Source organism: Actinomycetota bacterium (assembly GCA_030019255.1).
Classification (GTDB): domain Bacteria; phylum Actinomycetota; class Geothermincolia; order Geothermincolales; family RBG-13-55-18; genus Solincola_A.
Window position 1 is genome coordinate 1 of sequence record JASEFK010000007.1, and the last position, 26,719, is coordinate 26,719.

26 protein-coding genes are annotated in these 26,719 nt (G+C 65.1%); 4 read left to right on the plus strand and 22 right to left on the minus strand.

Annotated elements, in window-relative coordinates:
- The 3 genes from QME84_07495 to QME84_07505 form a co-directional block, all read left to right on the plus strand.
- A partial coding sequence (locus QME84_07495; protein MDI6874110.1) for a methyl-accepting chemotaxis protein occupies positions 1-544 on the plus strand: 544 nt, incomplete at its 5' end.
- A gap of 611 nt (positions 545-1,155) precedes the next feature.
- Complete coding sequence (locus QME84_07500; GenBank protein ID MDI6874111.1) at positions 1,156-2,124, plus strand: protein-glutamate O-methyltransferase; 969 nt, start codon at positions 1,156-1,158, stop codon at positions 2,122-2,124.
- A complete protein-coding gene (locus QME84_07505) occupies positions 2,121-3,230 on the plus strand; it encodes a chemotaxis response regulator protein-glutamate methylesterase (GenBank protein ID MDI6874112.1) in 1,110 nt (369 codons plus the stop codon). The genes QME84_07500 and QME84_07505 overlap by 4 nt, the downstream gene beginning before the upstream one ends.
- Positions 3,231-3,348: 118 nt before the next feature.
- Here QME84_07505 and QME84_07510 read toward each other — a convergent pair whose 3' ends face one another.
- The 14 genes from QME84_07510 to QME84_07575 all read right to left on the minus strand — a co-directional run bounded on the left by QME84_07510 (position 3,349) and on the right by QME84_07575 (position 15,537).
- Positions 3,349-3,990 (minus strand): response regulator transcription factor, encoded by a 642-nt coding sequence (locus tag QME84_07510; protein ID MDI6874113.1) that lies wholly within the window; start codon positions 3,988-3,990, stop codon positions 3,349-3,351.
- A gap of 552 nt (positions 3,991-4,542) precedes the next feature.
- Positions 4,543-4,869, minus strand: a complete 327-nt coding sequence (locus QME84_07515; GenBank protein MDI6874114.1) for a hypothetical protein — start codon at positions 4,867-4,869, stop codon at positions 4,543-4,545.
- Positions 4,870-4,974: 105 nt separating this feature from the next.
- Entirely contained in the window at positions 4,975-5,250 is a 276-nt protein-coding gene (locus tag QME84_07520) for a hypothetical protein (GenBank protein MDI6874115.1), read from the minus strand.
- Between the two features lie 55 nt (positions 5,251-5,305).
- Positions 5,306-6,334, minus strand: coding sequence for a hypothetical protein (locus QME84_07525; protein MDI6874116.1), 1,029 nt, complete (start codon positions 6,332-6,334; stop codon positions 5,306-5,308).
- 36 nt (positions 6,335-6,370) lie between these two features.
- Complete coding sequence (flhA, locus tag QME84_07530) at positions 6,371-8,458, minus strand: flagellar biosynthesis protein FlhA (protein ID MDI6874117.1); 2,088 nt, start codon at positions 8,456-8,458, stop codon at positions 6,371-6,373.
- A gap of 99 nt (positions 8,459-8,557) precedes the next feature.
- Positions 8,558-9,625 (minus strand): flagellar biosynthesis protein FlhB, encoded by a 1,068-nt coding sequence (gene flhB, locus QME84_07535; GenBank protein MDI6874118.1) that lies wholly within the window; start codon positions 9,623-9,625, stop codon positions 8,558-8,560.
- 50 nt (positions 9,626-9,675) lie between these two features.
- A complete protein-coding gene (locus QME84_07540) occupies positions 9,676-10,431 on the minus strand; it encodes a flagellar biosynthetic protein FliR (GenBank protein ID MDI6874119.1) in 756 nt (251 codons plus the stop codon).
- Positions 10,432-10,602: 171 nt separating this feature from the next.
- The gene (fliQ, locus tag QME84_07545; GenBank protein ID MDI6874120.1) at positions 10,603-10,857 is read right to left on the minus strand and encodes a flagellar biosynthesis protein FliQ; all 255 of its coding nucleotides are present in this window, start codon (positions 10,855-10,857) and stop codon (positions 10,603-10,605) included.
- Between the two features lie 66 nt (positions 10,858-10,923).
- On the minus strand, positions 10,924-11,757 hold the full coding sequence (gene fliP / locus QME84_07550; protein MDI6874121.1) for a flagellar type III secretion system pore protein FliP: 834 nt from the start codon (positions 11,755-11,757) through the stop codon (positions 10,924-10,926).
- Positions 11,718-12,548, minus strand: coding sequence for a flagellar biosynthetic protein FliO (locus tag QME84_07555; GenBank protein MDI6874122.1), 831 nt, complete (start codon positions 12,546-12,548; stop codon positions 11,718-11,720). The genes fliP and QME84_07555 overlap by 40 nt, the downstream gene beginning before the upstream one ends.
- 5 nt (positions 12,549-12,553) lie before the next feature.
- Positions 12,554-13,669, minus strand: coding sequence for a flagellar motor switch phosphatase FliY (fliY, locus tag QME84_07560; GenBank protein MDI6874123.1), 1,116 nt, complete (start codon positions 13,667-13,669; stop codon positions 12,554-12,556).
- A 202-nt stretch (positions 13,670-13,871) separates the two neighbouring features.
- Complete coding sequence (locus tag QME84_07565) at positions 13,872-14,240, minus strand: response regulator (protein ID MDI6874124.1); 369 nt, start codon at positions 14,238-14,240, stop codon at positions 13,872-13,874.
- A gap of 120 nt (positions 14,241-14,360) precedes the next feature.
- Entirely contained in the window at positions 14,361-14,840 is a 480-nt protein-coding gene (locus QME84_07570) for a chemotaxis protein CheD (GenBank protein MDI6874125.1), read from the minus strand.
- 88 nt (positions 14,841-14,928) lie between these two features.
- Entirely contained in the window at positions 14,929-15,537 is a 609-nt protein-coding gene (locus QME84_07575) for a chemotaxis protein CheC (GenBank protein ID MDI6874126.1), read from the minus strand.
- A 347-nt stretch (positions 15,538-15,884) separates the two neighbouring features.
- Here QME84_07575 and QME84_07580 point away from each other — a divergent pair, with 347 nt between their 5' ends.
- Positions 15,885-17,504 (plus strand): ATP-binding protein, encoded by a 1,620-nt coding sequence (locus QME84_07580; GenBank protein ID MDI6874127.1) that lies wholly within the window; start codon positions 15,885-15,887, stop codon positions 17,502-17,504.
- Positions 17,505-17,539: 35 nt separating this feature from the next.
- Here QME84_07580 and aroA read toward each other — a convergent pair whose 3' ends face one another.
- From aroA to QME84_07620, 8 genes are all read right to left on the minus strand, one after another.
- Positions 17,540-18,826 (minus strand): 3-phosphoshikimate 1-carboxyvinyltransferase, encoded by a 1,287-nt coding sequence (gene aroA, locus QME84_07585; protein ID MDI6874128.1) that lies wholly within the window; start codon positions 18,824-18,826, stop codon positions 17,540-17,542.
- A gap of 113 nt (positions 18,827-18,939) precedes the next feature.
- On the minus strand, positions 18,940-20,064 hold the full coding sequence (locus QME84_07590) for a prephenate dehydrogenase (GenBank protein ID MDI6874129.1): 1,125 nt from the start codon (positions 20,062-20,064) through the stop codon (positions 18,940-18,942).
- A 153-nt stretch (positions 20,065-20,217) separates the two neighbouring features.
- Positions 20,218-21,228 carry a 3-deoxy-7-phosphoheptulonate synthase gene (gene aroF, locus QME84_07595; protein MDI6874130.1) on the minus strand — a complete coding sequence of 337 codons (1,011 nt, stop codon included), beginning with the start codon at positions 21,226-21,228 and terminating at the stop codon, positions 20,218-20,220.
- A gap of 709 nt (positions 21,229-21,937) precedes the next feature.
- Positions 21,938-22,300, minus strand: a complete 363-nt coding sequence (gene aroH / locus QME84_07600; GenBank protein MDI6874131.1) for a chorismate mutase — start codon at positions 22,298-22,300, stop codon at positions 21,938-21,940.
- A 176-nt stretch (positions 22,301-22,476) separates the two neighbouring features.
- Positions 22,477-24,132 (minus strand): AMP-binding protein, encoded by a 1,656-nt coding sequence (locus QME84_07605; protein MDI6874132.1) that lies wholly within the window; start codon positions 24,130-24,132, stop codon positions 22,477-22,479.
- A gap of 215 nt (positions 24,133-24,347) precedes the next feature.
- Entirely contained in the window at positions 24,348-25,052 is a 705-nt protein-coding gene (locus QME84_07610) for a pseudouridine synthase (GenBank protein MDI6874133.1), read from the minus strand.
- A gap of 74 nt (positions 25,053-25,126) precedes the next feature.
- On the minus strand, positions 25,127-25,903 hold the full coding sequence (gene scpB / locus QME84_07615; GenBank protein MDI6874134.1) for an SMC-Scp complex subunit ScpB: 777 nt from the start codon (positions 25,901-25,903) through the stop codon (positions 25,127-25,129).
- A complete protein-coding gene (locus tag QME84_07620) occupies positions 25,894-26,718 on the minus strand; it encodes a segregation/condensation protein A (protein MDI6874135.1) in 825 nt (274 codons plus the stop codon). Before QME84_07620 ends, scpB begins: the two co-directional genes overlap by 10 nt.
- Position 26,719 lies beyond the last annotated feature (1 nt).

Consider the following 26,719-nt stretch of genomic DNA (forward strand, 5'->3'; position numbering starts at 1 on the left):
GGAGGCCGGGAGGGGCTTCGCCGTGGTGGCCGAGGAGGTGCGCAACCTGGCCATGCGCTCCGCGGAGGCGGCCAAGAGCACCGCCGCTTTAATAGAGCAGGCGGTGGGAAGCGCCGAGGGCGGGGTGCGGGTCTCCTCCGAGGTGGCCGAGGTGCTCTCGGAGATCAACTCCTCCTTCGAGAAGGTCTACAACCTGGTGGGGGAGATCGCCGCCGCGGCCCGGGAGCAGATGCAGGGCATCGAGCAGGTCAACCAGGCCATGGGGGAGATGGACAAGGTCACCCAGCAGAACGCCGCCGCCGCCGAGGAGGCGGCCTCGGCCTCCGAGGAGTTGGCCGCCCAGGCCTCCCAGCTGCAGGAGATGGTCTCCTCCTTCAAGCTGCGGGGAGGCATGGAGGTCTCCTCCCCAGCGCGGGAGATGCGCAAAAGGAAGAAGGTGGCCGTGCCGTCCGGGTCCTCCCTTTCCGGGGGGGACGGGAAGACCACCCGCACCGAGCTCTCCCCGGAGGAGGTCATCCCCCTCGAGGACTTCGAGGAGTTCTGAGGTCCTCCGGTGACCGGAATGTTGAGCCGTATTCGAGCCTCCGCGAGCTCGAGGACTTGGAGGAACCCTTGGCCCTCCGGAAAGGGCGTTCGGGTGACCGGCGCATCGAGCCCTACCCGGGGTCTTAGGGGAACTCGATGACCTGAGCGAGGCCCTGAAGGGGTTATCTCCTCCGGAGGGTCACCGGGAGCACCGCCTTCCGGCCCGGGTCCCCGAAAGCCCCGGCAGGGCGATGGCCCCCGGAGGAAAAAAAGAACCGGGGAGTCCCGGCAGGGGCCGGAGGGGATTCCCGAAGGCCCCGCGCCGGAGGGAAACGGAAGGGGCGGCAGGCGTCCCGGGACAAGTAGGGATAGAGCCATACACGCCCCATCGGGAAACTGCCACCGGCCGCCGATCCCCATCACCGGGGCAGGCTCGGAACGCGCCCTTTACGGACCGCTTGATAACTCGTTTTATCCATCCTTTTTCCACACCCGCACAACCGTTTTTCCGATGCCGGGCGGCCCTTCCAATCCTATCCTTGTCCTCGAAACGGCACGTAACGGGGCTTGCTCGCGCGTCGCGGAGCGCGCCTCCCTCTTACATTGTCCGAGAGGAAGCGAATATGGGCCTTGGCGAAAAGGCGAGCGGGAAGCCGTGACCCCTGCCGGGAGATGCAGTTGTTCGAGGATTACGAGCTCGGGGACGGGGAATTTCGACGCATCAGCACCCTGGCCTACGAGGAGGCGCGACTGAACCTGCACCAGGGAAAGAAACTGCTGGTGCAGAACCGTCTGCGAAAAAGGTTGCGCGCCCTGGGACTGCCCGGCTTCAAGGAATACCTGCGCTTCCTGGAGGATAACCCGGAGGAAGTCCGCACCATGGTGGATTGCCTGACCACCAATTTCACCCGCCTCTTCCGGGAACAGGAGCATTTCGACTTCCTTCGGGAAGAGGTGATACCCTGGCTCAACGCCTCGGGTTTCGAGAGGATAAGGTTCTGGAGCGCGGGATGCTCCAGCGGCGAGGAACCCTATTCCCTGGCCATTTACCTCCGGGAGTACCTGGAGGAAGTGGACGATAGGGACGTCCTCATCCTGGCCACGGACATCTCGCTGCGCGCCCTCTCCAGGGCCAGGGAGGGGGTCTACCGGGAGGATCAGCTCGCGGACGTACCCGCCGCGTGGAAGTTCAAGTATTTCCGTAAGTGCCGGTTGAACGGGGAAAACTGCTTCCGGGTGACCCCGGAACTCGCCCGGCTCATCCGCTTTCGCTACCTGAACCTGGTGGGCGACTGGCCCATGAGGGGTCTCTTCCAGGTCATCCTGTGCCGCAACGTGATGATCTACTTCGACAAGGCCACCCAGCAGGAGCTGGTGGGACGCTTTCACCGTTACCTGGTCCCGGGAGGTTATTTCTTCGTGGGCCATTCCGAGAGCTTAACCCGCATCCGTCATCCCTTCCGCTACTGCCGGCCCTCCGTCTACCGCAAGGCTGAGGAGGCGGAAGAGTCGCGCGGCCTGTCTCGCCGGGGGGGAAACGAGGTCAGCGGGAAAGCCCGCGCCGCGGAAAAGCAAGGCAAGGAGGTACCGGAGGAATGAGGGGCCTTTTCTCCAGGCCGGTCAGGGTGCTTGTGGTGGACGATTCCGCCATCGTGCGCCAGATACTCACCCGCGAGCTGTCCGCGGACCCGGACATCGAGGTGGTGGGGGCGGCTCCCGACCCCTTCATCGCCCGGGACAAGATCGTGAGGCTCAGGCCGGACGTCATCACCCTGGACATCGAGATGCCCCGGATGGACGGGTTGACTTTTCTCCGCAAGCTCATGAAACACCATCCCCTCCCGGTGGTGGTTCTGAGTTCCCTGGCCCCCGAGGGTAGCCAGACCGCCCTGCAAGCCCTTGACCTGGGCGCCGTGGAGGTGATGAGCAAGCCCGGTGGTCCCTATTCCGTGGAGGAGGTCATCCTGCAACTCCGGGAGAAAATTAAGGCCGCCGCCCTCGCTGACCTTTCTCGTCTCCGCTCCGCATCCGTGTTCTTCCCAGGGGAAGAAAAGGCCCTCCCCTTCTTGCCCCCCTTGAGGACCACCCTGAAGCTGGTGGCCCTGGGCGCTTCCACGGGTGGGACGGAGGCCATCCGCAGGATCATCAGTCGTTTCCCGGCGGGGGGGCCACCCACGCTCATCGTCCAGCATATGCCGGAGATGTTCACCCGTTCCTTCGCCGCGAGCCTCGACTCCGTCTCGGAGATGGACGTGCGGGAGGCATCCGATGGCGACTACCTGCGCCCGGGACTCGTTCTTTTGGCTCCCGGCAACCGGCACATGGTGCTTCGTCGCAGCGGCGCCCGCTACTACGTGCGGGTGAAGGACGGCCCCATGGTCCACCACCAGCGGCCCAGCGTGGACGTCCTCTTCCACTCCGTGGCCCGCCACGCGGGTCCCAACGCGGTGGGGGTGCTCCTCACGGGCATGGGGGAGGACGGGGCGGAGGGCCTCCAGGCCATGCACGAGGCTGGTGCCTTCACCATCGCCCAGGACAGGGAGAGCTGCGTGGTCTACGGCATGCCGCGGGCCGCCGTTGAGCGCGGGGCGGTGGACCTGCAGCTGCCGCTGGATTCCATTGCCCCGGCCATCTTCCGCCTCCTTGCCTCCGGGGAAGAAACCGGGGAGGGACGCGAAAACGCGGGAAGGAGCGGGGCGAGGTGATCACCGCGGGGGGAGGCTGACGCTTCCGCCGTAGCCTGATCCCGTTTAATGGGAACCATGGAAGTTTAACCTTGAAATTCCCCGGGCAGGCCCTTGGCAGTCCGCCGGCTTTCCACCCTCATTCCACCAGGCCCTTGCGCAGGGCGATGGCCACCGCCTCCGTGCGGTCGTTGGCTCCCAGTTTCTGGAAGATATGGATGACGTGGCTCTTGACCGTCTGCTGGCTTATGAACATCTTCTCGGCGATCATCTTGTTGGTGTAGCCGTAGGCCAGGAGCTGGAGGACTTCCAGCTCCCTGCGGGTGAGGTTGAACTGGGAGGCCTCCTCCTCCATCTTCCGTCGGAACTGGTTGATGACCTTCATGGCCGCCTCGGGGCTTAGGGGTGACTTATCCTCCATGGCCAACTTGACGGCCCTCACCACCTCGTTCACGGGCATGCTCTTGAGGATGTACCCGCTGGCCCCGGCGGAGATGGCCTCCAGGATGCTGGCCTCGTCCTCCATCATGGTGAGCATGACCACCCTCACCGCGGGCAGGGACTGCTTGATGAGGCGGCAGGCCTGGATGCCGTTCATGCGGGGCATCTTCACGTCCATGAGGATCACGTCCGGGTTCAGGGACTTGGCCTTCTCCAGGGCCTCCCTTCCCGAGCCCGCTCCTCCAACCACCTCGAGGGCGGCCGAAGTGGCCAGGGCGGTCATGAGACTCTCCCTCACCAGCGTGTGATCGTCGACCACCATCACCCTGATCCTCGACATAGGCACCCCCTTTTCCGGAAAATCCCAGCGATAGCTACGCTCCCGTCTCGCCCGGTGTTCCCGCCCGCTGACGACGGACGCCGGCTCACGGCGAGGAACTAACGTGCGCCTCTCCACCGCTCGTCTCCGAACTTCCTCCCAGCCGTGTGGCGGGCAAGGGATCCATTTCTATTGCCTAACTCCCTGGGGTTTTACCTGCGAAACCGCGTGTTCATCCTCTTTCGGCGCCGTGCGCTTGAACCGCGCGCTTGCATTCTTCGGCCTCTTCCGCCGGTACCACGCGTTTTAAACCAAAGGCCTTGTCGCGTGGGAACCGCGTGCCCGGCGTCCCGCGAAGCCCTTCGCCCGCAACCCGCTGTCCCGCCTCACCGGACCTCGCGTTTCCCTCGACACCGTACTTATCGGAACCCGAGGGCTTGCCCTGAACCCCTCCCGTGACGCGCGGTCCGGGTCCCCCTCCCGGTAACGGGGACATTTCCGGAGGATGGCCGGCCGCCTTTCCCCCGCTCCCCCGCTGCCGCCGTGGAAGCACCGTCCAGGTCGCGAAACGGCTCAAACCATCAGGTCATGCTCCCCCTCCTCCGCTTCCTCCAGGCGGTGGAGGTTCGCCTTGCCGTTGTAAAGCGAGCCCTTACCTCCCCCGTCTCCTCTCCTCCCCCCTTCCCTTTCCCTCTCCCGGGAGGCGTTCTCCTCCACCCGCTTGTCCTCCCCCTTGGCCACCTCCCTCACCCGCCGGGACTCCCGCTCCACCTTCTTATCGTAGGCTTGCGGTATTTCCTGTGCCTGGTGGTGCTGCCGCACCTCCTGGAGACGCTGTATCCTCTCTATCTCCTTGGACATGGCTACCATGTGCTGGAAATCAACGGGTCCCAGGCTCATGCCCTCACCCCCTCACGCCGGCGTGGGCATCCCGGCGGCGCGCGGAAGACCGGGCGACTTCCCACAACCTTCTCTCTACCGCCTTGGCCGTTCGCGCCGCTAAGCTCATGCCTCCCGCACCTCCTCGCTCTTGGGGCCGCCCCGCGACTCCTCCCCCGCATCCGAATTCCCTTTCTGGCTCTTCCTCCGCCCTCCGAAGGCCAGGAAAAGGGCCATCACCAAGCGGGCCACCAGACCGGTCACGTACACCACGGCCATGGCCTCCAAGGCCCTGACCAGGCAGTCGTCGAGGGGACAGTTCCGGAAAAGCCCCCACCAGAAGGCCACCAGGCCCAGGCCCAGGGCAAGATAGACGCTGACGATGTCCACGAGCTCCTTCACCGTCGGTTTCACCTACTATTATTTACCACATGGGCACGTCCCCCGTTCCGCCCCTTCACCTTGCCCTCCGGACCCGCTTTTCGCCTGGGTTCCGGGAAGCCGTTCCTTTCGACCCGGCGGTCGCGTTCTCCCCGCGCCCCGTTTCCCTGCGCCTGGATGGAGAACCCGACGCCAGCGGCTTGAGGGGCACGTTGATGGAAGGGTGGTCGGTGAAATAGGCCCTGGTTCCCGCGAGCTCCCCCGACCACCGCGAACGCCTGGAGGGCAGGGAAACGGTGTCCATCTTGCACGCCACCACCCTCACATCTTCCATTGTTTGGCATTGCCTCCACAAGCCACGGAACTCCTCGAAATCCATACACGCGTCCACGGCCAGGAAGGGAACCAGCGAAAATTCCCGGCAGGCCGCCTTGATCTCTTCCAGTTCCTCACCCCGGAGAGGGGGTGTATCCACGAAAACCACGCCGCCCTCCTCCAGGGCTACCTCGCGGAGCCCCTCGAAGCCCTTCACGGGGACAAAATCCACGCCCAGGACCTCCCAGAAGGCCTTCCACCTCGTCGCGCCGCTAAGCCTTCCCTCCTCCTCCACGCTGACCACCCACACCCTCTCCCGGCCGCTGTAGAACCAGGCGAGCCGGCCCAGGGCGGAGGTCTTCCCCGCCCCGGGAGGGCCGAAGAAAAGGGCGCGGCGCGGCATCCCACCTTCCTCGCAGGCTATGCCCAAAGGTAGGAAGTCTCTGATCTCCCCCCGGCCGTGGACCCTGCCCCCACCCGGGAGAGCGGCGGAATCCCCTGTTTTCCCGCCCCCGGCGGGGGTTCGGGACGGGCCCGCGCCCTCTCCGCCGCGCCCGTCCCGGGGGGGAAGCTCCCCGGGAAGGGTGAGGTCCAGTTCCCTGCGTTCCCCTCCCGGCGCGTCCGACGCCGCCATGGCCAGGATTTCCACCACCTTGGTACCGAAGAAACCGAGGAGACCCCCCTCCACCTTCTCCTCCGTTTTCACGATAACCGCGTCCTTGCCCAACTCCCTCCGAATGCGGCGCAGCACGGTGGGCACGTCGGGCCCAACGTATCTCCTGATTCTCACGTCATCTCACCTCCTGCCGCCGTGCTTCCGCCTTTTTCAGTTTCCCGTTTTCCCTCCCGGCGCACCCATGGTCTCGGGTTCCCCTATGTCCACCGTTCCCAGGGACTTTATCTCCACCCCCGGGGCCACCTCCTCGTAGGAGATCACCGCCAGGTGGGGCATGATGCGGGCCAGCATGCGCCGCAGGAAGCGCCTGGCGCCCGTGCCGCAGAGCAGAACGGGCTGGTTTCCGGTCCCCGCCGCATCCCCTACCACGCCCGCCAACCTGGAGATGAACCTCTCGGCGAGCGCCGGGTCCATGGCCAGCACCGGCTCTCCGCCCACCTGCTGCACGGATTCCTCCACCGTCCTCTCCAGGGCGGGGTCCAGGGTCACCACGTACAACACCCCGTCCTCGGACAGGTACTTCCGGGTGATGGTGCGGGAGAGCGCGCGGCGGACGCTTTCTGCGAGCTGGTCCACGTCCCTGGTGAACCGCGACCGGTCCCCGAGGACCTCTAGGATGGTCACCAGGTCCCGCACCGGGACACCCTCCTCGAGCAGTCTCTGCAGCACGCGGTGCACCTCGCCCACGGTCAGTTGCCCGGGAACTAGTTCCTCCACCACCACCGGATTGTCCCTCTTCACCAGGTCCAGCAGGGCCTGGGTGTCTTGCCGGCTCAAGAGCTCGGCGGCGTGCCTCCGGATGGTCTCCGTGAGGTGGGTGAGCAGCACGGAGGCCGGGTCCACCACCGTGTACCCGGCGGACTTGGCGGTCTCCGCCATGTCCTCGCCTATCCAGAGAGCCGGAAGGCCAAAGGCCGGCTCGGTGGTGGGCACGCCGGGGAAGGTGGTGTCCGCCTCCCCGGCGTTCAGGGCCAGGTACCCCCGGGTCCGCAGCTCCCCCCTGGCCACCTCGGCACCCCGGATGAGTATGCGATAGGTGTCGGGAGAAAGGGTGAGATTATCGCGCAGGCGGATGGGCGGCACCACTATGCCCAGTTCGAGGGCGATCTGGCGACGGACCAGGATCACCCGGTCCATGAAGTCGCTGCCCGAACCGGGGTCCACCAGGGGGATGAGGTCATACCCCAGTTCGAGCTCCATGGGGTCCACCTTAACCAGCTCCAGCACCTCCTCCCGGCTGCGGGGGCCGAGGGGTTCCTCTTCCACCTCGGCCTCGGGCACGGCCTCCTTGACCTCCCTTCTCATGGCCAACGAAACCCCGAAGGTGCCCAGGGCCATGGCCAGCAGGGAAACCTTGGGCAACCCCGGGAGGAGGGCCAAGAGCCCGATGATCCCCGCCCCTATCTGCAGGGCCCTAGGCTGACGCAGGAGCTGCCGCGAGAGGTCCGAGCCCAGGTTGGCCTCCGCGGCCGCCCGGGTGATGATCACCCCCGTCGCCGTGGAGACCAGGAGAGCCGGCACTTGGACCACCAGCCCGGCACCGATGGTCAGCAGGCTGTAGGTGTTGACCGCGGCGTTCAAGTCCATGCCCTTCTGGAAGGCCCCCACCGCCAGCCCGCCCAGGAGGTTCACGAAGACCACCACGATGGCCGCGATGGCGTCGCCCTTCACGAACTTGCTGGCCCCGTCCATGGCCCCGTAGAAGTCGGCCTCCCTGGCCACCTCCTCCCTTCTCCTCCGGGCCTCCTCCTCGCTGATCAACCCAGCGTTGAGGTCGGCGTCGATGCTCATCTGTTTCCCGGGCATGGCGTCCAGGGTAAACCTGGCCGCCACCTCGGCCACGCGGTTGGCGCCGCTGGTGATGACCACGAACTGCACGATGACGATGATGAAGAAGACCACCAGCCCGACGATGAGGTTCCCGGAGATGACGAAGTTACCGAAGGCGCGGACCATGGAGCCAGCGTTGGCGTTTACCAGGATCTGCCTGGTGACGGCGATGTTGATGGCCAGCCGGAAGACGGTGGCCAGGAGCAGCAGGGTGGGAAACACGGAGAAATGAAGAGGCTCCTGGGTGTACATGGTCACCAGCATCACCAGGAGGGAAAGGGCGAAGTTGAAGGCGATCAGGAGGTCGAGGATGAAGGGAGACAGGGGCACGAGGATCATGACGATGATGAGGACCACGATCCCCGCGGTCAGAAAATCGCTGTACCGGTCCAGGCGCGAAGCGTTCATCCTTCGTTCCTTGCGTCCTTGGCCAGGCGAGGCCCCATGCCTCTTCCTTTCCTCCTCCCTTCACGCTTACTCCCGGTGGACGCGGCCCCGGGGCGTTTTTCAAGCTATCCTGGCCGCCATCCTCACGTCCACGCTGATGAGGTAGGCCAGCACCTCCGCCACCGCCTTGTACAGCTCGGGCGGAATCTCCTGGTCCACCTCCACCGACGCGTACAGGGCCCGGGCCAGCGGAGGGTCCTCCACCACCGGGATGCCCAGCTTCTCCGCTTCCTCTCGAATGCGCAGGGCCAGGAAATCCGCTCCCTTGGCGATCACCTTGGGAGCGGGCATGCGTTTCCGGTACTGGAGGGCCACGGCGTAATGCCGGGGGTTGGTGATCACCATGGTGGCCTCCGGCAGCCTCTGCATCATCCTCCTCCTGGCCAGATCCCGCATGCGCGAGCGAATGGCCGCGCGGAGGTTGGGATCCCCTTCCGTCTGCCGGAACTCCTCCTTGATCTCCTGGCGGGTCATCCGGATGTTGCGCTCGAATTCCCATTTCTGGTAGCCGTAGTCGGCGCACCCCAGGACGAACATCACCAGGGCCACCTTCAGCGCGGCGCTGAAGATAACCCTCATGTAGGCCGCCAGGGCCTGGGCGACGCTCGCCCCCACCATGGCATGAAGCTTGACGTAATCCGATCTCACCGAGGCGTAGGCCACCGCTCCCACCAGGCCTACCTTCAGCATGTTCTTGGCCAGTTCCGCCAGGGAACGCGGCGAGAAGAGCCTCTTCAGGCCCAGCAGCGGGTTGATCCTCTCCCCTCTCGGCTTCAACGCCTTGGGCACGAAATAAAGCTTCACCTGCAGGCCGTTTACGAGCAGGGCCACGGCGAGCAGGGCCAGGCAGAGAGGGGCGAGGGTGCCCATGATTCCCACCAGCCCCGCCCTGAGGTTCTGGAGGATGGCGGAGGTGGTGGCCTCCCCGCCCGCCGTGGCCAGCCCCGCTTCCACCAGGGAGGCGAAGTACCGGAAGAGGGAAGGGCCCCAGAGCCGGAGAAAAAAAACGGAAAAGAGGAACATGACCCCGGAGGTGAGATCCGCGCTCCGGGCTACCATGCCCTCCTTCTTGCGCACGTCCTCCCTTTTCTTGGGAGTCGCCTTTTCCGTCCTCTCCTCCCTCGGCACTCCTTAACCCCCTCTCCGCGATCCTTTCCCGTCTCCTCTCGCCCTCCCGCTCACCAGGCTCCCGCCAGCCACCCCTCGAATCCCTCGAAGAGGTGGCGCAGGAAAACCACCGTGGCGGGCAGGGTCACGGCCACCGCCAGGAGCCCCAGGAGAACCTTGAGGGGAATCCCCAGGACGAACACGTTGAGCTGCGGTACCGAGCGGGCCACCAGGCCGAAGACCACGTCGGCCACGAAAAGGGCCCCCATCACCGGCGCGGCCACCTTGACGGCCACCACGAAAACCTCCGCCGCCGCCCGGGCCGAGGCGGTGGAAATTATTTCCGGTAGAGCCAGGCTTCCGGCGGGGAAGACCCGGTAGCTGGCCAGCACGGTAACCACCAGCAACCGGTGCCCCCCGGCCAGGTAGAAAACCAGCACCGCCAAGAGCAGATAGAAGCGGGCCAGGATGCTGGCGTAGGACCCCGCGTGGGGGTCGAAGGAATGGGCCAGGCCGAAACCCATCTCGAAATCCAGCACTCCCCCGGCCATGCTCACGCCGCTAACCACCAGGGTGAAGAGGTATCCCAGGAAAACCCCCACCAGGACCTCGTAGGCCAGCCGCAGGGGAAAGGCCAGGTCCAGCCGCAGGGCCTCCGCTCCCACCAGGGGGGCCAGGAAAAGGGTGAGCACAAGGCAAAGGGCAGCCCTCACCAGCACCGGCACCTGCCCCCTCCTGAAGAAGGGCGAGGCGGCGACGGCTCCGGAAACGCGCCCCAAGACCATCAGGAAGGCGGAGATGGAGGCCTCGCTCACCGGGAAGTACATGTCAGCCGACCTCCTCGCTGGATGAGTAACCTTTCACCGCGTCCATCGCCCTCCATCCCCTACGCCTTCCCCCGAAACCGCGGCATCTTATCCCGTTCCCGCGGTTGATTTCCGGCGGATTTATCCGAATCCCCGTGGAACGTCCTCGACGCTCCCATCCTCCCCCACTCCTCAACGTATGAACTCCGGCAGGCTGCGAAATATCTCCAGGGTGAAATTGACCAGGGTCCGGATGATCCATGGTCCGGCCAGGATGATCATCAGAAGGGTGACGAACAGCTTGGGAATGAAGGTAAGGGTCATCTCCTGGATCTGCGTGGCGGCCTGGAGGATGCTGATGATCACCCCCACCAGCATGGTCACCCCGAGGAGGGGCAGCAACATCATGAGGGCCAGGAAAAAGGCCCTGCCCACGATCTCCAGCATCGGCTCGCTCCTCCCTTTTTCGGTTCCGGTCCCCTTTTTCCGAGCCCTCCCCTCCCTCCGCCGCACTCACTTGAAACTGCTGATCAGGGAACGCACCACCAGCCCCCATCCGTCGACCAAGACGAAGAGCAGCAGCTTGAAGGGGAGAGAGATGATCATGGGGGGAAGCATGAGCATCCCCATGGACATGAGGGTGCCCGAGACCAGTATGTCCACGATCAGGAAAGGGATGAAGATCAGGAAGGCGATGATGAACGCCTTCTTCAACTCGCTGACCACGAAGGCGGGAACCAGCACCATGGTGGAAACTTGCTCCGGGCTCTCCGGTCTTTCCTCCGAGGAGAGGTTCAGGAAGAGCTCCAAGTCCTTTTCCTCCGTCTGTCGTAGCATGAACTCCCGCAGGGGCTCCAACCCGCGCCGGAAGGCCTCCTCCCTCTGGATGGACCCCTCCATGTAAGGCTTCACCGCCTCGTTGTTTATCCTGCTCACCACGGGCGACATGATGAAAAGGGAGAGGAACAGGGCCACCCCGATGATCACCTGGTTGGGCGGAAGCTGCGCCGTGCCGATGGCATTGCGCATGAAAGACAGGATAACCACCACCCTGGTGAAACAGGTCATGCACAGGAGCACGGTGGGGATCAGGGCCAGGAGGGTGATCAAGATGAGCAACTGCACCAGGGAGTTGCTCCTCGAACCCTCCTCCAGCGTGTTCACCAGTTCGTCCTCCTCGGGTTGGGCCGAGGCGCGCTGCATCCCCGAGGCGAGGAAGGCCATGACCAGCAGGAGCACGAAGGCCGTTCCGGCCGCCGCGAGGAGGACGGGTTTCCTTCTCCTTCCCATCCATTTTCCACCTTCGTTCATCTCCACGCGGGCCTGCGCCTTCTCGCCGTCTTCCATCTCAGCTCCTCGAGGAGGTCACGCTTCCCGGTCCGAGATTCCGACCTCTCGTGCGGCGGCGCCATTTCCTCCCTCAACAGGGCCAGGAACTCGTCCTCCAGGAACTCAGCCTCCTCGGCCTCCACCAGCGCCTCCGTGTCCACCTCCCCCAGGAGGGTGAGCCCCTTCTCCGCTTCGCCGATCATGAGAATCCTGTTTCCCGCCCTCACCTCGTAGATGCCCGAGGCGGGGCCCAGGCGGGTATAGCCGACCACCTCCAGCCTCCCCCCGGCGGGAAGCCTCTTTCTCCCGGAGCTCCTTGCCGCCACGAACCTGGTCGCCAACAGGAGCGCCGCCACCACCGCCAGCCCCAGGAAGACCTTGAGGAGGCTTCCCCCGAGGTCGAGGGAAGGGGTTTGGCCGGAGACCTCCGGTGGGAGGGTTTCCCCTTCTCCCCCCGTGATCGATCCCGGGAGCGTCTCCCCTTCCGGTCCCTCCTTTTCCGCTTCCCCCTCCGCCGGGGATTCCGCTTGTCCGCCCACGGAGTCCTGCGGGGCGGATTTCGCCGTGGTCACATCCCTGCCGGAGTTTTCCGCTTCCCCCTCGGCCTTCGCCGCCGCGGCGTCCCCTTCCCCTTCCCCCAGCGCCCGGGCGGCGCTCTCTCCCGCCTTCAGCCTGCCGGAGATAAAGGACACCGCGACCATGAGCAGGACCAGGAGCGCCAATCCCACCAGCGCCCTTTTCCATGGATCCTTGGCCGCCCCACCCACCGGGGATACGCGCCGCTGCGACGTCACGGCACTGCGCGACATGGTCCTCAAGGCTGTTTCCTCACGATCTCGGTAACCCGGACGCCGAAATCCTCGTCGATCACCACCACCTCGCCGCGAGCGATGAGCTTCCGGTTGGCATATATTTCCACCGGCTCCCCCACCACCTTGTCCAGCTCGATGATGGAGCCCTCGCCGAGGGAGAGCACGTCCTTTATCCTCATGCGGGTGCGCCCCAACTCCACGGAGACCTCCAGCTCGATGTCCAGGAGCAGCCGGATGTTGTCCTCCTCGGAACGGTCGCCCCCCGCCCCACCGCCGAGGGGCAAGAACTCGGCGCGACGGACCTCCACCTCCTCCTCCGAAGCGGTGGTCGGCGGGCCGGCTTCCCCGGATTCGCCCCGCTCCGCCACGCGCTCCTCCTCGCGGGGAAGCTCTACCTCCTCGTCCTCCTGGAGGATCATGTCCGCCAGCGCCTGGGCGAAACCCACCGGCATGAGCTGGATCATCTCGCTTTTCAAAAGGTCATCCACCCGGAACTCGAAGGCTATCTGCACCAGGTCGCCCTCCCCGTAGGACGGGGCGGGAGGGGTTTCGTCCCCGGAGGAAAAATCCAGTACCTGGATGCGAGGCGGTTGGATACTCATTTCCAGGCCCAGCATCTCGGACATGGCGTAAACGGCTCCCCCCACCATCTGGTTCACCGCTTCCCCCACCACGCTCTGCCGGTACTCGTCCAGGGGTTCCTCCAGGTCCCTTTCCTCCTCGTCCATGATGTTGGCCACCAGGTTGGCGTCCCGCTGCGAGAGCACCAGCACCGTGCTTCCCTCCAGTCCCTCCTTGAACTCCACCCAGACGACCACGCAGGGCACGGGATGGGAGGATACCATTTCTTTCCAGTCAATCCAGGACACGCGCGGGGTGGTGATCTCCACGTCCCTTCCCAGGATGGTGGAGAGGACGGTGGCCGCACGGCCCATGGCGATGTTGAAGAACTCCCCCAGGGCGTCGAGCTGGTCCTCGTCCAGGGGATGTTCATCCCCTTCCCCCGGGGAGGATCCGTCGCGCGACGTCGGAGGAAGCCCGGCATCCCCACCGGAACTTCCCGACTCGCCCCTTACCAAGGCGTCTATCTCCTCCTGGGAAAGGGGTTCCTCGGCCATTTGCGTATCGACCTCCCTCCGCCGATCTCGTCTCACGGCGGCCCGTCACGCCGCTTCCGTTCCTCTCAACCTCGCCAAAAAAAGCGGACGGCAGCGATGCCGTCCGTGGCCCGGGGCGTGTCCTCAGCCCCGCTTTTCCCCTTCCTCGTCCCGCGGAAAGCATGGCGGGCGACCGGGGTTCTCCCGCCCCCGCCCTGCCAGCCTATCCCGCTTCCAGAGCCCTCCTCACCGTCTGGATGACCCTGTCCGGCTCGAAGGGCTTGACTATGAAGTCCTTGGCCCCGCTCTTGATGGCCTTGATGACCATGGATTGCTGGCCCATGGCCGAGACCACCACCACCTTGGCCTTGGGATCCAGGTCCATTATCCTCTGCAAGGCCTCGATGCCGTCCATCTCGGGCATGGTGATGTCCATGGTCACCAGGTCGGGGGAGTGCTGCTGGTAGAAATCGACGGCCTCCTTCCCGTTCTCCCCCTCGGCCACCACCTCGTAACCGTGTTTGAGGAGGATGTTGCGTATCCTCTTGCGCATGAAGGCCGCGTCATCGACGATCATTATCCGCGCGGTCACTCCCCTTTCCTCCTTTCCCACATCCCCCAGGATAATTCCCTCGCCTATCCCTTCATCCCCCCGATGTCCGCCGGGGAAAGGAAAATGGGGGGATTTGCCACCGGAAAAGGAAGCCGAGCCTCAGATCACCTCCGCGTGGTCGCCGGAGACCTTGACGATCACCCTTCCCGTCCCCACTTCCACGATCACGTTCCTTCCGACCTCTCCCCCCACCCTCTCGGCCAGGATGGGGATGTTCAACTTGCGGAGGGCGGCGCGGGTCACGGCGACGTTCCGCTCCCCGATGTTCTGCAGGCTGTTCTCGCCGAACAGCCTGGCTCCCCCGCAGAGCTTGGCGTAAAGGTCGTCCTTGCGGGACCCCCGGCGCATCATCTCCCGGACCAGGGCGAGGACGCCCGGCCCGGCGTACTTGGCCTTCCGGTTCCCCACCAGCATCCCCTTGGTCCTCTCCGGGAGCATGATGTGGGCCATCCCGGTCAGCGGGCCGTTGCGATCGAGCAATATCACCCCCACGCAGGATCCCAGGACGCTGGTGAGCACGTCGCCCGGGCTATCGCTTATCTCCAGGTCTCCCATCTTGACGATAATCCGCCTGGGCATCCCTTCCCATCCTTTCCGCGCCTCGCCGCCCGCGTGGCCGGGTGCGGCGCCATGATACCCTTCCTGGGTACACCGCGAAATGGAAGCCCTATTCCTCCTCCACCCTCTGTACCAGCCTCTTCAGGGCCTGGTTCTCGGCCAGGAAGAGAACGTACCCCACCGAGGAAAGTCCCTCCCCGCGAAACTGCGTCTCCAGTACCAGGGTGTACTCACTGTCCTCGCAGATCTCCAGGAGCACGGTGTTCACCACCGCCTCCAGCATGTCTGCGGCGCAGGCGGGAGTCCCCGGGTAGAGCTCCAATCCGCTGGTCCTGGAGACCGCGGTGAGGTAGGCGTTGAAGAGTATGTTCCCCGTCTCGGCGATGGCGGAGAGGTTGTCCGGGGAAAAACCCCACTTCCGGTCCTCCGGATCCAGGAGGATGTCCAGAAGGGCCTTGGCATCCTCCAGGGCAAGGGTGTAGAGAAGGTGTCCCGTTATCTCCCCGTTGACCCGGGAATAGACGCAGATCACCGCCTGCAGGGGATCCCCGATATGCTCCGCCACCTCCTCCACCGGAACCAGGAAAGCCTGGGGCACGTCGAGAAGCATCTCTCGATCCAGCCACTTCTCCATGGAAGCGGCGGCGTGACCGGAACCAATATTGGCTATCTCCCTGAGGACGTCGACCTCCTCGTCCTCGAGGATCATCTCCGACATGATCTCACCTCGCTCCCGAGGGAACGGCCGGCATCGCCGCCACAACCCGGAGTCCTTGCGCTTGGACTGTTTTTCTTTTCCTGGGGAAACTAATACCAGCGCAGCCGTCTCCCCATCCTCCCCTTTACGTCCCCCCGCGACGCGCCAAAAGGTGGATAATCCCGATCGGGAAAACCCGAAATTCACCCTTTTGTGTGCCGGAACGGGGAAATTGGGTCGATATAAGGTTTTCCTTATTCCGGCGATAATGCCTGCAGCGGGCGGGTTGCACCCGGGTTCCGAGATGGGAGCGACGTTTTGCGTCCGTCCCGGTAGATATCGAGAGTACTCACGCCGAGAGAAAGTGAATGCCGATAATGAAGGGGGAAGGAAAAGAATCCGCGTCATCCACCCTTAACCTGGTGTCCTTTTCCGGAACGGCATCCGTGGACGCGGCACTCCAGCGCCATTCCCAGAACCTGAAAAGGGAATACCTTAGCCTGGCGCCGGAATCCTACCGTCCAGCCGCGGTACTGGACGACCAGGGGAGGATAGTGCGCTGCAACGAGATCTTCGCCCGCGTGCTAGGCCTGGAGGAGGACAAGGCCGGGTCGATAACCTTCTTCGACCTCCTGGAAGAGGAGGAAAGAGCCAGGCTTTCCCCCCTATTCCGGGAACTGCTCGAGAGGCCGGGTTACTCCTTCCTCTCCTCCACGCGCCTCCTGTGCGGAGTGGAACTGGCCTTCAACGCCGCGCTGCTGTTCAGGAACCTGACCGACCATCGCGAGATCGGGGGTATCGTCCTGGAAATCCTGGACCTCTCGGGATGCGCGCGGGCAAAGAAGACCCTCGACGAGATCAACCGCCTCTTCTGCCGGCTGGGTCCGAACGCGGCGGAGAACTTCCAACTGGTCGTGTCCTCGGTCCGGGAACTTTTCGAGGCCGACTCCTGCTGTTACTTCCGTTGGGAAAAAGACCGTCTCCAGCTCTATCCCTCCCCGGGAACCCCCCTCGTTGATCCAAGGGAGGAAAATCCCCAGCGATTCCTCGTCCTGCGGATACTGGGGCGGCAGGCGGAAGAGCCCCTATACCTCCCCGACCTTGCCCTGCACGATGAACTTCTCACCGATCCTGTGGCCCTTTCCTTGGGGGCGCGCACCTTCTACGGACAGCCGGTCATGCACGCGGGCAAGGCGGCCGGAGCCCTATGCCTGTACCACAGGAACGCCCGCGTGTACACCCGGGACGAGAAGGACTGCCTCAACCTGCTTGCCCGGTTCATCTCCCTGGAGGAAGCGCACCTGCAGCACGAGCTTTCCCTCCGGGACCTCATAGACGTGGTCTCCCACGAGCTGCGGCATCCCATATCCATCATCCTCGGCTACGCCCATACCCTCAAGAGCCACCGGAACCGCCTCGACCAGGGAATGGTGGAGGAGATCCTCTCCCGCATCGAGAACGGGGCCAAGCGACTGGAACACACCACTATGGAGATACTGGAGGTCTCCAAGCTGGAAAAGGGCATGCTCTCCCTGCGGAGAGAGGAAACCGACCTCCAGCCGCTGCTGGAAAGGGCCGTGGAGGAGATGCGGGCCAAGGGGACCAATCATCCCATGTACGTGCACCCCGCCCTTGGACTCCCTCCCGTGAAGATCGACGCGGACAAGATCCTCAAGGTCCTCATCATCCTGCTGGATAACGCGGCCAAGTATTCGCCCGACGGAGAACCCATCGAACTGACCGCCGAGGTCCTGGCGGACGAGGCGGTGATCTCGGTGAAGGACCGGGGACCGGGCATCCCCGTGGAGGACCGCCTGCTGGTATTCGAGAAGTTCTACCAGGTGGAGGAGGCCATGCACCATTCCCTGCCCGGCATCGGGCTGGGGCTTTACCTGGCCCGGGAGATCGTGCAGGCCCACGGGGGAAGGATATGGTGCACGGAGAGGAAGGGCGGGGGTTCCGTTTTCCGCTTCGCCCTTCCCCTGTAGGCGCATTCCGACCGAGCGGGCGGGAACACCCGCTTTCAGCCACCGACCAGCAAGCGCAAGGTGTCCAGGAAATCGGGGAAGGAGATATCCACGCACTCCCACCCGGAGATGACCGTCTCCCCCTCTGCGCAGAGGGCAGCCACGGCAAGGGACATGGCGATGCGGTGGTCCCCGTGGGAGTCCACCCGCGCCCCCCGCAAGCTCACCGGGCCACTGACCACGAAGCCGTCGGGAAGCTCCTCGATGGAGGCGCCCATCTTGCGCAGCTCCCCGCAGACGGCGGCGATACGGTCGCTCTCCTTGACCCGCAGCTCGCCGGCTCCCCTGACCACCGTCTCCCCCCGCGCCCGGCACCCTAGGACGGCAAGGAGGGGCACCTCGTCGATGAGGGCAGGTATCCGCCACCCATCCACCTCCACGCCACTGAGGGAGGCGCTTCCAACCTCCAGATCTCCACGCGGCTCGTTGCACACCTCCCGGTAGTGGGATTCGAGAACCAGGGCCCCCATGGAATTGAGGACGGAGAGGAAACCGGCCCGGGTGGGGTTAAGCCCCACATCCTTGATGATCAGCCGTGAACCCGGCACCATCGCCGCAGCCGCCAGGAGAAAGGAGGCGCTGGAGAGATCCCCGGGAACGTCGATCTCCACGGGCTCGAGCTCCGACCTCCGGATGACCAGGGCACCGTCCTCCCCGAAGGAGAGATCGGCGCCCATGAGCAGGAGCATCCTCTCGGTGTGGTCGCGCGAGGAACGCCCGCCCAGGATGCGCGTCTCCCCCTCTGCCTGTAGGCCGGCCAGCAGCAGCGCCGATTTTACCTGGGCGCTGTCCACCTCCATGCGGTATTCTATCCCCTTGAGTTCCCCGCCTCGGATGACCAGGGGTGGTCGGTCTCCTTCCCCCATGGCCTCTATCTCCGCCCCCATGAGCCGCAGGGGACGCACGATGCGCCCCATGGGCCGGCGCCGCAGGGAATCATCCCCGGTTAGCTCGCAGCGGAAGGGCCTCCCGGCAAGGGCGCCGGCTAAGAGACGCATGGTGGTGGCGGAGTTCCCGGCGTCCAGGGTCTCCGCGGGAGCTTTCCATCCCTCCGGACCCTTCCCCCTCACGGTCAGGGTATCCCCCTCCAGGTCGGCCTCCACCCCCAGCCGGAGGAGGCAATGCAGGGTGCTCAGGCAATCCCCGGAGCGGAGGAAAGGTCGGGCCACGGTGGTGCCCCGGGCCATGGCCCCCAGGATGGCCGCCCGGTGGGAAATGGATTTATCCGGGGGGACCCTCAACTCCCCCCGCAGGGAGCGCCTTCCGCTGATGGTGATTTCCATTCCTTACCTCTGGCGTGGCCGTTTCCTCCGCCGCCTCACCGCATCCGCCGGCTCCGTCCGCCCGGTCGCACCGCAGAAGACGACCGCCTCCGCTCCCCACCGACGCTCACCTCTCAATGTTCTCCCATCGCCCTGCCCAGGGTCACTCGGTAACCGCGGGCGCGCAGCGCATCCATGGCCCTCCGCGCGTTCTCCTCCCCGGTTATGGAGAGGCGCAGGATCCCCTGGCCGCTCTCCAGGGGATGCACCAGCTCCAGGTCGTCTATGTTGATACCCATGTCCCCCACCGTCAGCGTGACCTCGCTGATGACCCCCGGCCGGTCCTCCACCGGCAGGGTGAGGAGGTACATCTCTCCCAGGGATTCCCTCAGGGCGGGAGCAAGGTTCCGCCGCCCCACGCTGGCCCTCTCCAACCAGGAAAAAAGTTCCGTTTCGCGGCCCGCCCTCAGATAGTCACGTATGCGCTCCAGGTTCCCTAGGACCTCCTCGAGCGTCTCGCACACCGCCTCTCGGTTCTCGGCCAGGATGTCCAACCACAACCGGGGATCGGAAGCGGCAATGCGGGTCACGTCCCGGAAGCCTCCCGCGGCCAGCCTGAGGAGCGGGAACTCCTCGGCCCTTCGCAGGGCCAGGTTCATGAGGGCCATGGCCATCACGTGGGGCACGTGGCTGACGACGGATACCGCCCGGTCATGCAGGCGCGGCTCCATGGCTATCACCCTGGCGCCCAGCGAGGTGAGAAGGGCATGCAACCGGGAATAGGCCTCGGCATCGCACTCTCTAGTAGGGGTAAGCACGTAGTAGGTCTCCCGGAAGAGATCGGGGTCGGCGAACTCCACCCCCCTCTGTTCCGAGCCGGCCAGCGGATGGCCGCCCACGAAGTGGCAGTAGGAGGGGAGTATCCTCGCCGCCGCCTTCACCACTCCCTCCTTCACCGAGCCCACGTCGCTCACCGTGGTCCCGGGGCGCAGGAAGGGGGCTATCCTCTCCAGCACCCCGGGGATGGCCCTCACCGGGACGGCCACCAGGACCAGGTCGCAACGGGGGACCATCTCCTCCGGGCGTTCGAAGGCCTCCTGGACGGCGCCCACCTTCAGGGCCCTTTCCAGCATCTCGGCATCCACGTCGCTGCCCAGGACCTTCCCCGCGGCTCCAGAGGCCTGCATGGCCAGTCCCAGCGAGCCGCCGATGAGCCCCGTGCCCACTATCCCTACGCGTTCATACAGGAGATCGGACATTCTATACCATTTCCTTCCAGAAGCCGCTTTACCCGCCCTTCACCGCGCTCCGCGGGAACCGGGCCGCCTTCCCGTGCTTTCACCACGTGCCCGGCTGCATGAAACGCCGGTAAGCGGGGCGACGATGCCCGGGCCCGGCCGGCTCCCGCATTTTCACCTCCTGCCCAGGAACGCCGCCAGCCGCGACACTTCCTTCATCATGGAGCGGAAGCCCTCCGGGGTCAAAGACTGGGCGCCGTCGCAGAGGGCCTCGCGCGGTCGCGGGTGCATCTCCACCATCACCCCGTCCGCCCCTGCCGCCAGGGCCGCCAGGCACAGCGGCGGAACCAGGTCCCGGATGCCGGTGGCGTGGCTCGGGTCCACGAACACCGGCAGGTGGGAGACTCCCTTGACCGCGGGGATGGAGGAGATGTCCAGGGTGTTCCTGGTCCCGGTCTCGAAGGTCTTGATGCCCCTCTCGCAGAGGATGACCTTGGAGTTGCCCTCCTTGAGGATGTACTCCGCGGCCATCAACCATTCCTCCACCGTGGCGCTCATGCCCCGCTTGAGGAGCACGGGCTTGTCCTGCCTGCCCAGCTCCTTGAGCATCAGGAAGTTCTGCATGTTACGCGCCCCCACCTGGAGGACGTCGGCGTACCGGTAGACCAGCTCCACGTCCCTCACGTCCAGCACCTCGGTGACGATAGGCAGGCCGGTCTCCTCCCGGGCCCGGGCGAGAAGCCGCAGCCCCTCCTCCCCCAGCCCCTGGAAGCTGTAGGGCGAGGTGCGGGGCTTGAAGGCCCCTCCCCGGAAGAGCCGGGCTCCCGCCTCCTTGGCGATGCGCGCCGACTCCACCACCTGCCCCTCGTTCTCCACCGAGCACGGGCCGGCGATGACGGTGAAGGTCCCTCCGCCGATTTCCACACCGTCCACCTTGATGACCGTGGGTTCTTCCTGGAACTCCCGGCTGGCCAGCTTGTAGGGTTTCAGGATGGGGATGACCCTCTCCACCTGCCGGTAGGCTTGGAAGGGGACCTGCATCACCAGCTCGTCGTCACCGATGACCCCGATGACGGTGCGGAACTCACCCCTGGATACGTGGGCCTCCAGCCCCTTTTCGTGCAGAAGGTCCACTATCTCCTGGATCTCCTGTTCCGTTGCCCCGGAACGCATCACGATGACCATGCCACTCACTCCCCTTCCCTGAAATTCGTTCTATCGCCGGGCTATCGCAGGGCCATGGCAAGCATCCTTCCCAACTTTTCCTTTTTTCTTCCTCGGCACCCTCGCCGAGACGGCTGCCTGCGGGGTTCGCCTTGTGGATACCTGGCTCGAGGGAAACCCCGCGGTGTGTATCCACCATTATAGGAATCAAAGATTGTTCACGCACCTGTTTTCTTGCTCCCGAGGCTTGAATCTCGAAACCGGACAGCTGAGGACCGAAAGGATTACCTTGGCTCCAACCGGTATCTTTCCGCCGGGGAGTCGTCTTGCGTATCCCGCCGCCCGTCCATCCCTTCCCCGCCGTAGGTCGCCCGATTAAATACCGTTATTTACCATAAACAAAATCGGCAGCGCTTCCTCCACCCGTTCCTCATTCATGGGGCGGCCCGAAATCCCGTTCCCGTCCTTTCTCCACCGCCCCGAGGGCTCTCTCCGGCCATGCATCACCGCTCCCCCTCTCTCCGGAATCCCCCGAACACCCTTGCGTAAACGGCGCATGAACCTGTGGTGCATGCCGCGGCCAGGATTTTCCTCGCCGGAGGTCGAAAGCGCCCTCCCACAGGGAGGGCGACGGAACCATGCTGAAAATACCTTACCCCTCGATGGTTACCCGCGCTTCCCCGGAAATCCGCTGCCGGGAAAGGACGTTCAGTACACTCCTCCCCGGCGCCTACTCGGGGAGGTCGGTCCTCAGCTGCCGCGCTCCCTCCAGGTAGGGGTGGCGGAGTTCGTGGGGATGTTTCCGGGTGTAGAAGTGCATGAGGACCCTTATGCAACGCGGCGTGCCGTCGACGATGGAAAGCTCACGGGCGCACAGCAGCGGCACGTGGGTGAGGCCGATGTGGCGGGCCGCGGCGGCGGGGAACTCGGCGGTGAGGTCCTCCGTGGCGGTGAAGATGACGTCCACGATGTCCTCCGGGCGGATATCGTTGCGCTTGATCATCTCCCGGAGGAGCTGCGCCGTCCTCTCCACGATCTCTTCCTTGGTGTTCTCCCGGCAGAGGATGGCTCCCCTCAAGGCTCGCAGCTGCATGTCCTCCTCCTTTTGCCTCAGCTTAAAAGTCTATCACATCATCTCTCGCCCACCCACCCTGTTCCGGTTCCGGTACAAGAAAGGTTGACGGGATTGACCCGCCCGTCAAGGCGGGCATTTCTCCGGCCCGACCACCTTTCTCCCGGACCGCCTCGACCTTCACTGGCGACCTTCGTCTAGCGGGGCAGCTCCTCCACGATGTGCAGTTCCCTTATCCTTTTATATCGCGCCAGCTTGCGGTTGGCGTAATCCAATATCTCCCCCGCCTCCGCGGACACCCCCGGTCTCAGTCGGATGTAGGCCACCGGGACCTCCCCGTACCGGGCGTCCTTTTTACCCCTCACCACGGCCTCGGCGACCGCGCGGTGGCCGCACAGGACCTCCTCCAGCTCGCGGGGATAGACGTTGAACCCCTTGCAGATGAGCATGTCCTTCTTGCGGCCCACGACGTAAAGGTAACCGTCCCGGTCCATTCTCCCCAGGTCGCCAGTATGCACCCATCCTTCCCGGAATACGCGGGAGGTCTCCACCGGCTTTCTCCAGTATCCGGGCGTGACCTGCGGCCCCCTGACCAGGATTTCCCCCGTCTCTCCCTCCTTGACCGGGGTCTTCCCGTCCAGCGGGTCGACCAGGCGTATCTCGGTATCCGGAAGGGGCAGACCCACCGACCCGGGGCGCACGCGCTCGCGCGAAGGAGGATTGGCGGTGCATCCCATGGTGCACTCCGTAAGCCCGTAGCCCTCGCACACCAGGCCCGGCACGCGGCGCATGAGCCGGCGCAGGACTTGCGGCTCCAGCGGCGCAGCCCCGGAGACCACCAGCCGTATTCCTTCCAGGTTCTTCCTGTTGAAGGCGGGGTTTTCCATGAGGGGGACGAAAAGCTGGGGAGGACCACCGAACCCGGTGGCGCTGTACTTCCCTATGTCCAGCAGATATTGATCCGGGTCGAAGCGGGCGGAGACGATCATCGTCCAGCCGTTCATGACCTGGATGTTGAAGAAGGCCACGATGCCCATGACGTGGGTCCAGGGAACCACGATGAGCGATACCTCGGCTCCCCGGCGCATGACGTGATGCTCGGGACGGTCGCCGGGAAGCCTTTTCACCACCAGTCTACCCTTACGCCAGGAGACGTCCCCGCCCACGAACCAGTGGGCGAACTGGCAGCAATTGGCAACCACGTTGAAGTGAGTGGTCATGACCCCCAGTTCCCTTCCCGCCACCCCTCCCGTGTAGACTATGTGCGCCAGGTCCTTCTCCACGTCGAGGGATAGGTCCGGCGGCTCCTCGGGATAGTAGGAAAGAAGCTCCGAGAAATCCAAGGCCTGGGGAGGGATGGCCGTCTGGCGCAGCGGCTTCACGGGCCGGGACACCCTCGGATAGCAGTCCGCCAGGCTGGTGAGTATCACCCGTCGCACGGGGGTGCGGGAAAGCACTCGACGGGGCATGCGGAAGGTCATGTCCAGCCCCAGGTAGGTTTCCACCTCCGCGTCCTGAAGCTGGTAGAGAAGCTCGCGCTCCGATAGATGCTGGTCCAGGGGCACGAAGACCGCTCCCGCCTTCAGGAGGCCGTAATAGGCCACCGCGAACTGGGGACAGTTGGGAAGGTGGATGCCCACCCGGTCCCCCTTGGCCACTCCCATGTCGGCCAGCGCGGCGGCGAAGCGGTCAGAGAGCAGGTCCAGCTCCCGGAAGGTCAGCTCCATCCCCCCGAACACCAGGGCGTTCCGTCCCGGCCACTGGGCGGCGGTGGAACGGAGCAGCTCAAAGACGGGGATGCGGGGATAACGCAAGTGGCGCTTCACGCCCTCCGGCCAGTATCCGCCGCCCATCTTTCCGTCTCCACTCCGCGAGAAACTCCACCCCGGATGAACTCACGAGCTGGTTCGCCGAAACCCTACCCTATTTTCCCCTCCCGCGGCAGGCGGGACAACCTCGCGACATGAAGTTATTGACCCGCATGGCATTGGTCCCGCCCGTTCCGGTGAGGTATTTTCCGCCGTCGCCGGCAGGGCAGGGTTCCCGGGAAGACCAGGACAGGTGGCCCTCAGTCCAACTCCATCAGCTTCCGGACCTCCTCCGGGGTGAGGGGGCGGTACTCGCCCTCCTTCACCCCCCGCAGGTTCAGGGGGCCGAACCGTGTCCGTACCAGATCCCTCACCTCGAGGCCCACCGCGGCGCACATGCGCCTTATCTGCCTTTTTCTCCCCTCGTGGACGGTGAACTCGAGGAGGCACCGGTTACCTTTTTTTGCCAGCACGCGTACCTTGGCCGGGGCGGTAGTCCCCTCCTCCAGGCGTACACCTTTGCGCAGGCGGGAGAGTCCCTGCGGGGTGAGGTAGCCCTCCGCCTCCACCAGGTAGGTCTTCTCCACCCCACGACTGGGATGCAGAAGCCTGTGGGCCAGGTAACCGTCGTTGGTGATCAGGAGAAGGCCCCGCGTATCCTTGTCCAGGCGCCCCACCGGGAAAAGCCTCCCCTCCTCGCGGAGCAGGTCCATGACCGTGGGGCGGCCTCGGGTGTCCCTGACCGTGGTGATGTAGCCGGGAGGCTTGTTGAGGAGGAAATATTTCTTCTCCCCTCCCGCCCTGACAGGAATGCCGTCCACGGTGACACGATCCCGCGCCGGGTCCACGCGGTCCCCCAGGCGGGCCGGTTGCCCGTTCACCGCCACCCGGCCGTCCTCGATGAGCTTCTCGCAACGCCGCCGGGAACCCAACCCGGCCTCCGCCAGGAACTTCTGCAGCCGCACCGGGGCGGCTCCACCGCCCGATGCACTTCCGGCCGCCTTCTCCTTGCCCCGGGGACCCTTATCAGCGACAGGCGTCATGGTTGCTGCTCTTTTGTCCCTTCCCCCTCCGCTTCCGGCGCCCGTGCGGGCCCCTCGGTGGGGCCGGTGATCTCCCGCAGGGCATCCTCCACCTCGGAAGCCTGGGGGCTGGATTCCTCGACCATCTCCGCCCCAACCTCCTGTGCCTCCCCGCGCCCGGACAGGGAGCGGGCGATGCGTTCCACCGTCTCCCGGTCGGGCTCGAACTCCTCGAGGGGTGGAAGCTCCTCCAGGCTGCGGAGCCCGAAGTGCTCCAGGAACTTCTCCGTGGTCACGTAGAGGGCGGGCCCCCCCGGCGCCCTCTCCTTTCCCGCCTCGGCCACCAGGCCCATCTCCACCAGGACCTTGACCACGTTCTCCGACTGCACGCCCCGGAGATTGGCGATCTGGCTCCGGGTTATGGGCTGTAGGTAGGCGATAATGGCCAGGGTCTCCACGGCGGCACGGGTCAGCCGGGCGCGTTTCGAGGAGAGGAGCAGCTTCTCCACGTAGGAGGCGTAGGCGGGATGGGTGTGCAGGCGCCATCCGCCCCCCACCACCCGCAGCTGTATGCCCCGGTTCTCGGCCTGGTATTCCTCGCTCAGTTCCTGGAGGGCGGAGACCACCCTCCCCTCGTCGCAGCCCAGGGCCTCCGCCAGGCGGCGGGGCGTGAGGGGCTCGCCGGACACGAAGAGCATGGCCTCCAGGGCCCCCTTGATGCCCTCCATCTCCTGCAGCCGTTCCTCGCCGGCTCCCGTCTTCCACATCCTTCCGCCTATGGGTCTCAACTCCATGCCTCTCCCCTTCCCGCGGAACCGATCGTACCGTCGCCCGCCGCACCGGCCTCACCTTCCCCAGGCTCCTGGTCGAGCCCCGGGGCCACCGGAGCGAAGCCCTTCAGGGGATGGACCTCTATATCCCCGAAGCGCACCGCCTGGCTGATGTCCACCTCTTCCCGCTTGTACAGCTCGAGCAGGGCCAGAAAGGTGGCGATTATCTCGATGCGCAGCGCGCAGTCGGCGGTCAATTCCCGGAAAGTGGTGCGTCCCCTCTCGGCCAGCACCCGCCGCACCCGGTCCATGAAGTCGGAGACGTTCACCCGGATGGGAGCGATGTAGGAGACGTCCACCTCCTCCTCCGCCTGCACCAGCTCGCGCGCCGCCCGCACCAGCTTCTCCAGGGTGAGGTGGCGGAGGACATCGGGCACCAGGTCCCGGAAGGGCTCCTCCAGGTCCACCTCCCGGTAATAATACCTCTCCTCCCTCTCCAGGCGGGAAGCCAGCTCCGCCGCCGCGTTGCGGAACTTCTGGTATTGCACCAGCCTCCACAGGAGTTCCTCCCGCAGCTCCGCGGGGGAAACCTCCTCCCCCTCCTTCTCCGGGGCCGGGAGGAGGGAATCGGACTTCAACTTGAGGAGGGTGGCGGCGATGAGCAGGAACTCGGTGGCCACTTCCAGGTCCAAGCGCTGCATGTCCTGGATGTACCGCAGGTAGTCGTCGGTGATCTCGGCGACGGAGACCTGGTAGATGTCTATTTCCTTGCGCCCGATGAGGTGAAGCAGGAGATCGAAGGGACCCTCGAACACTTCCAACTTCACCAGGTAGGACACG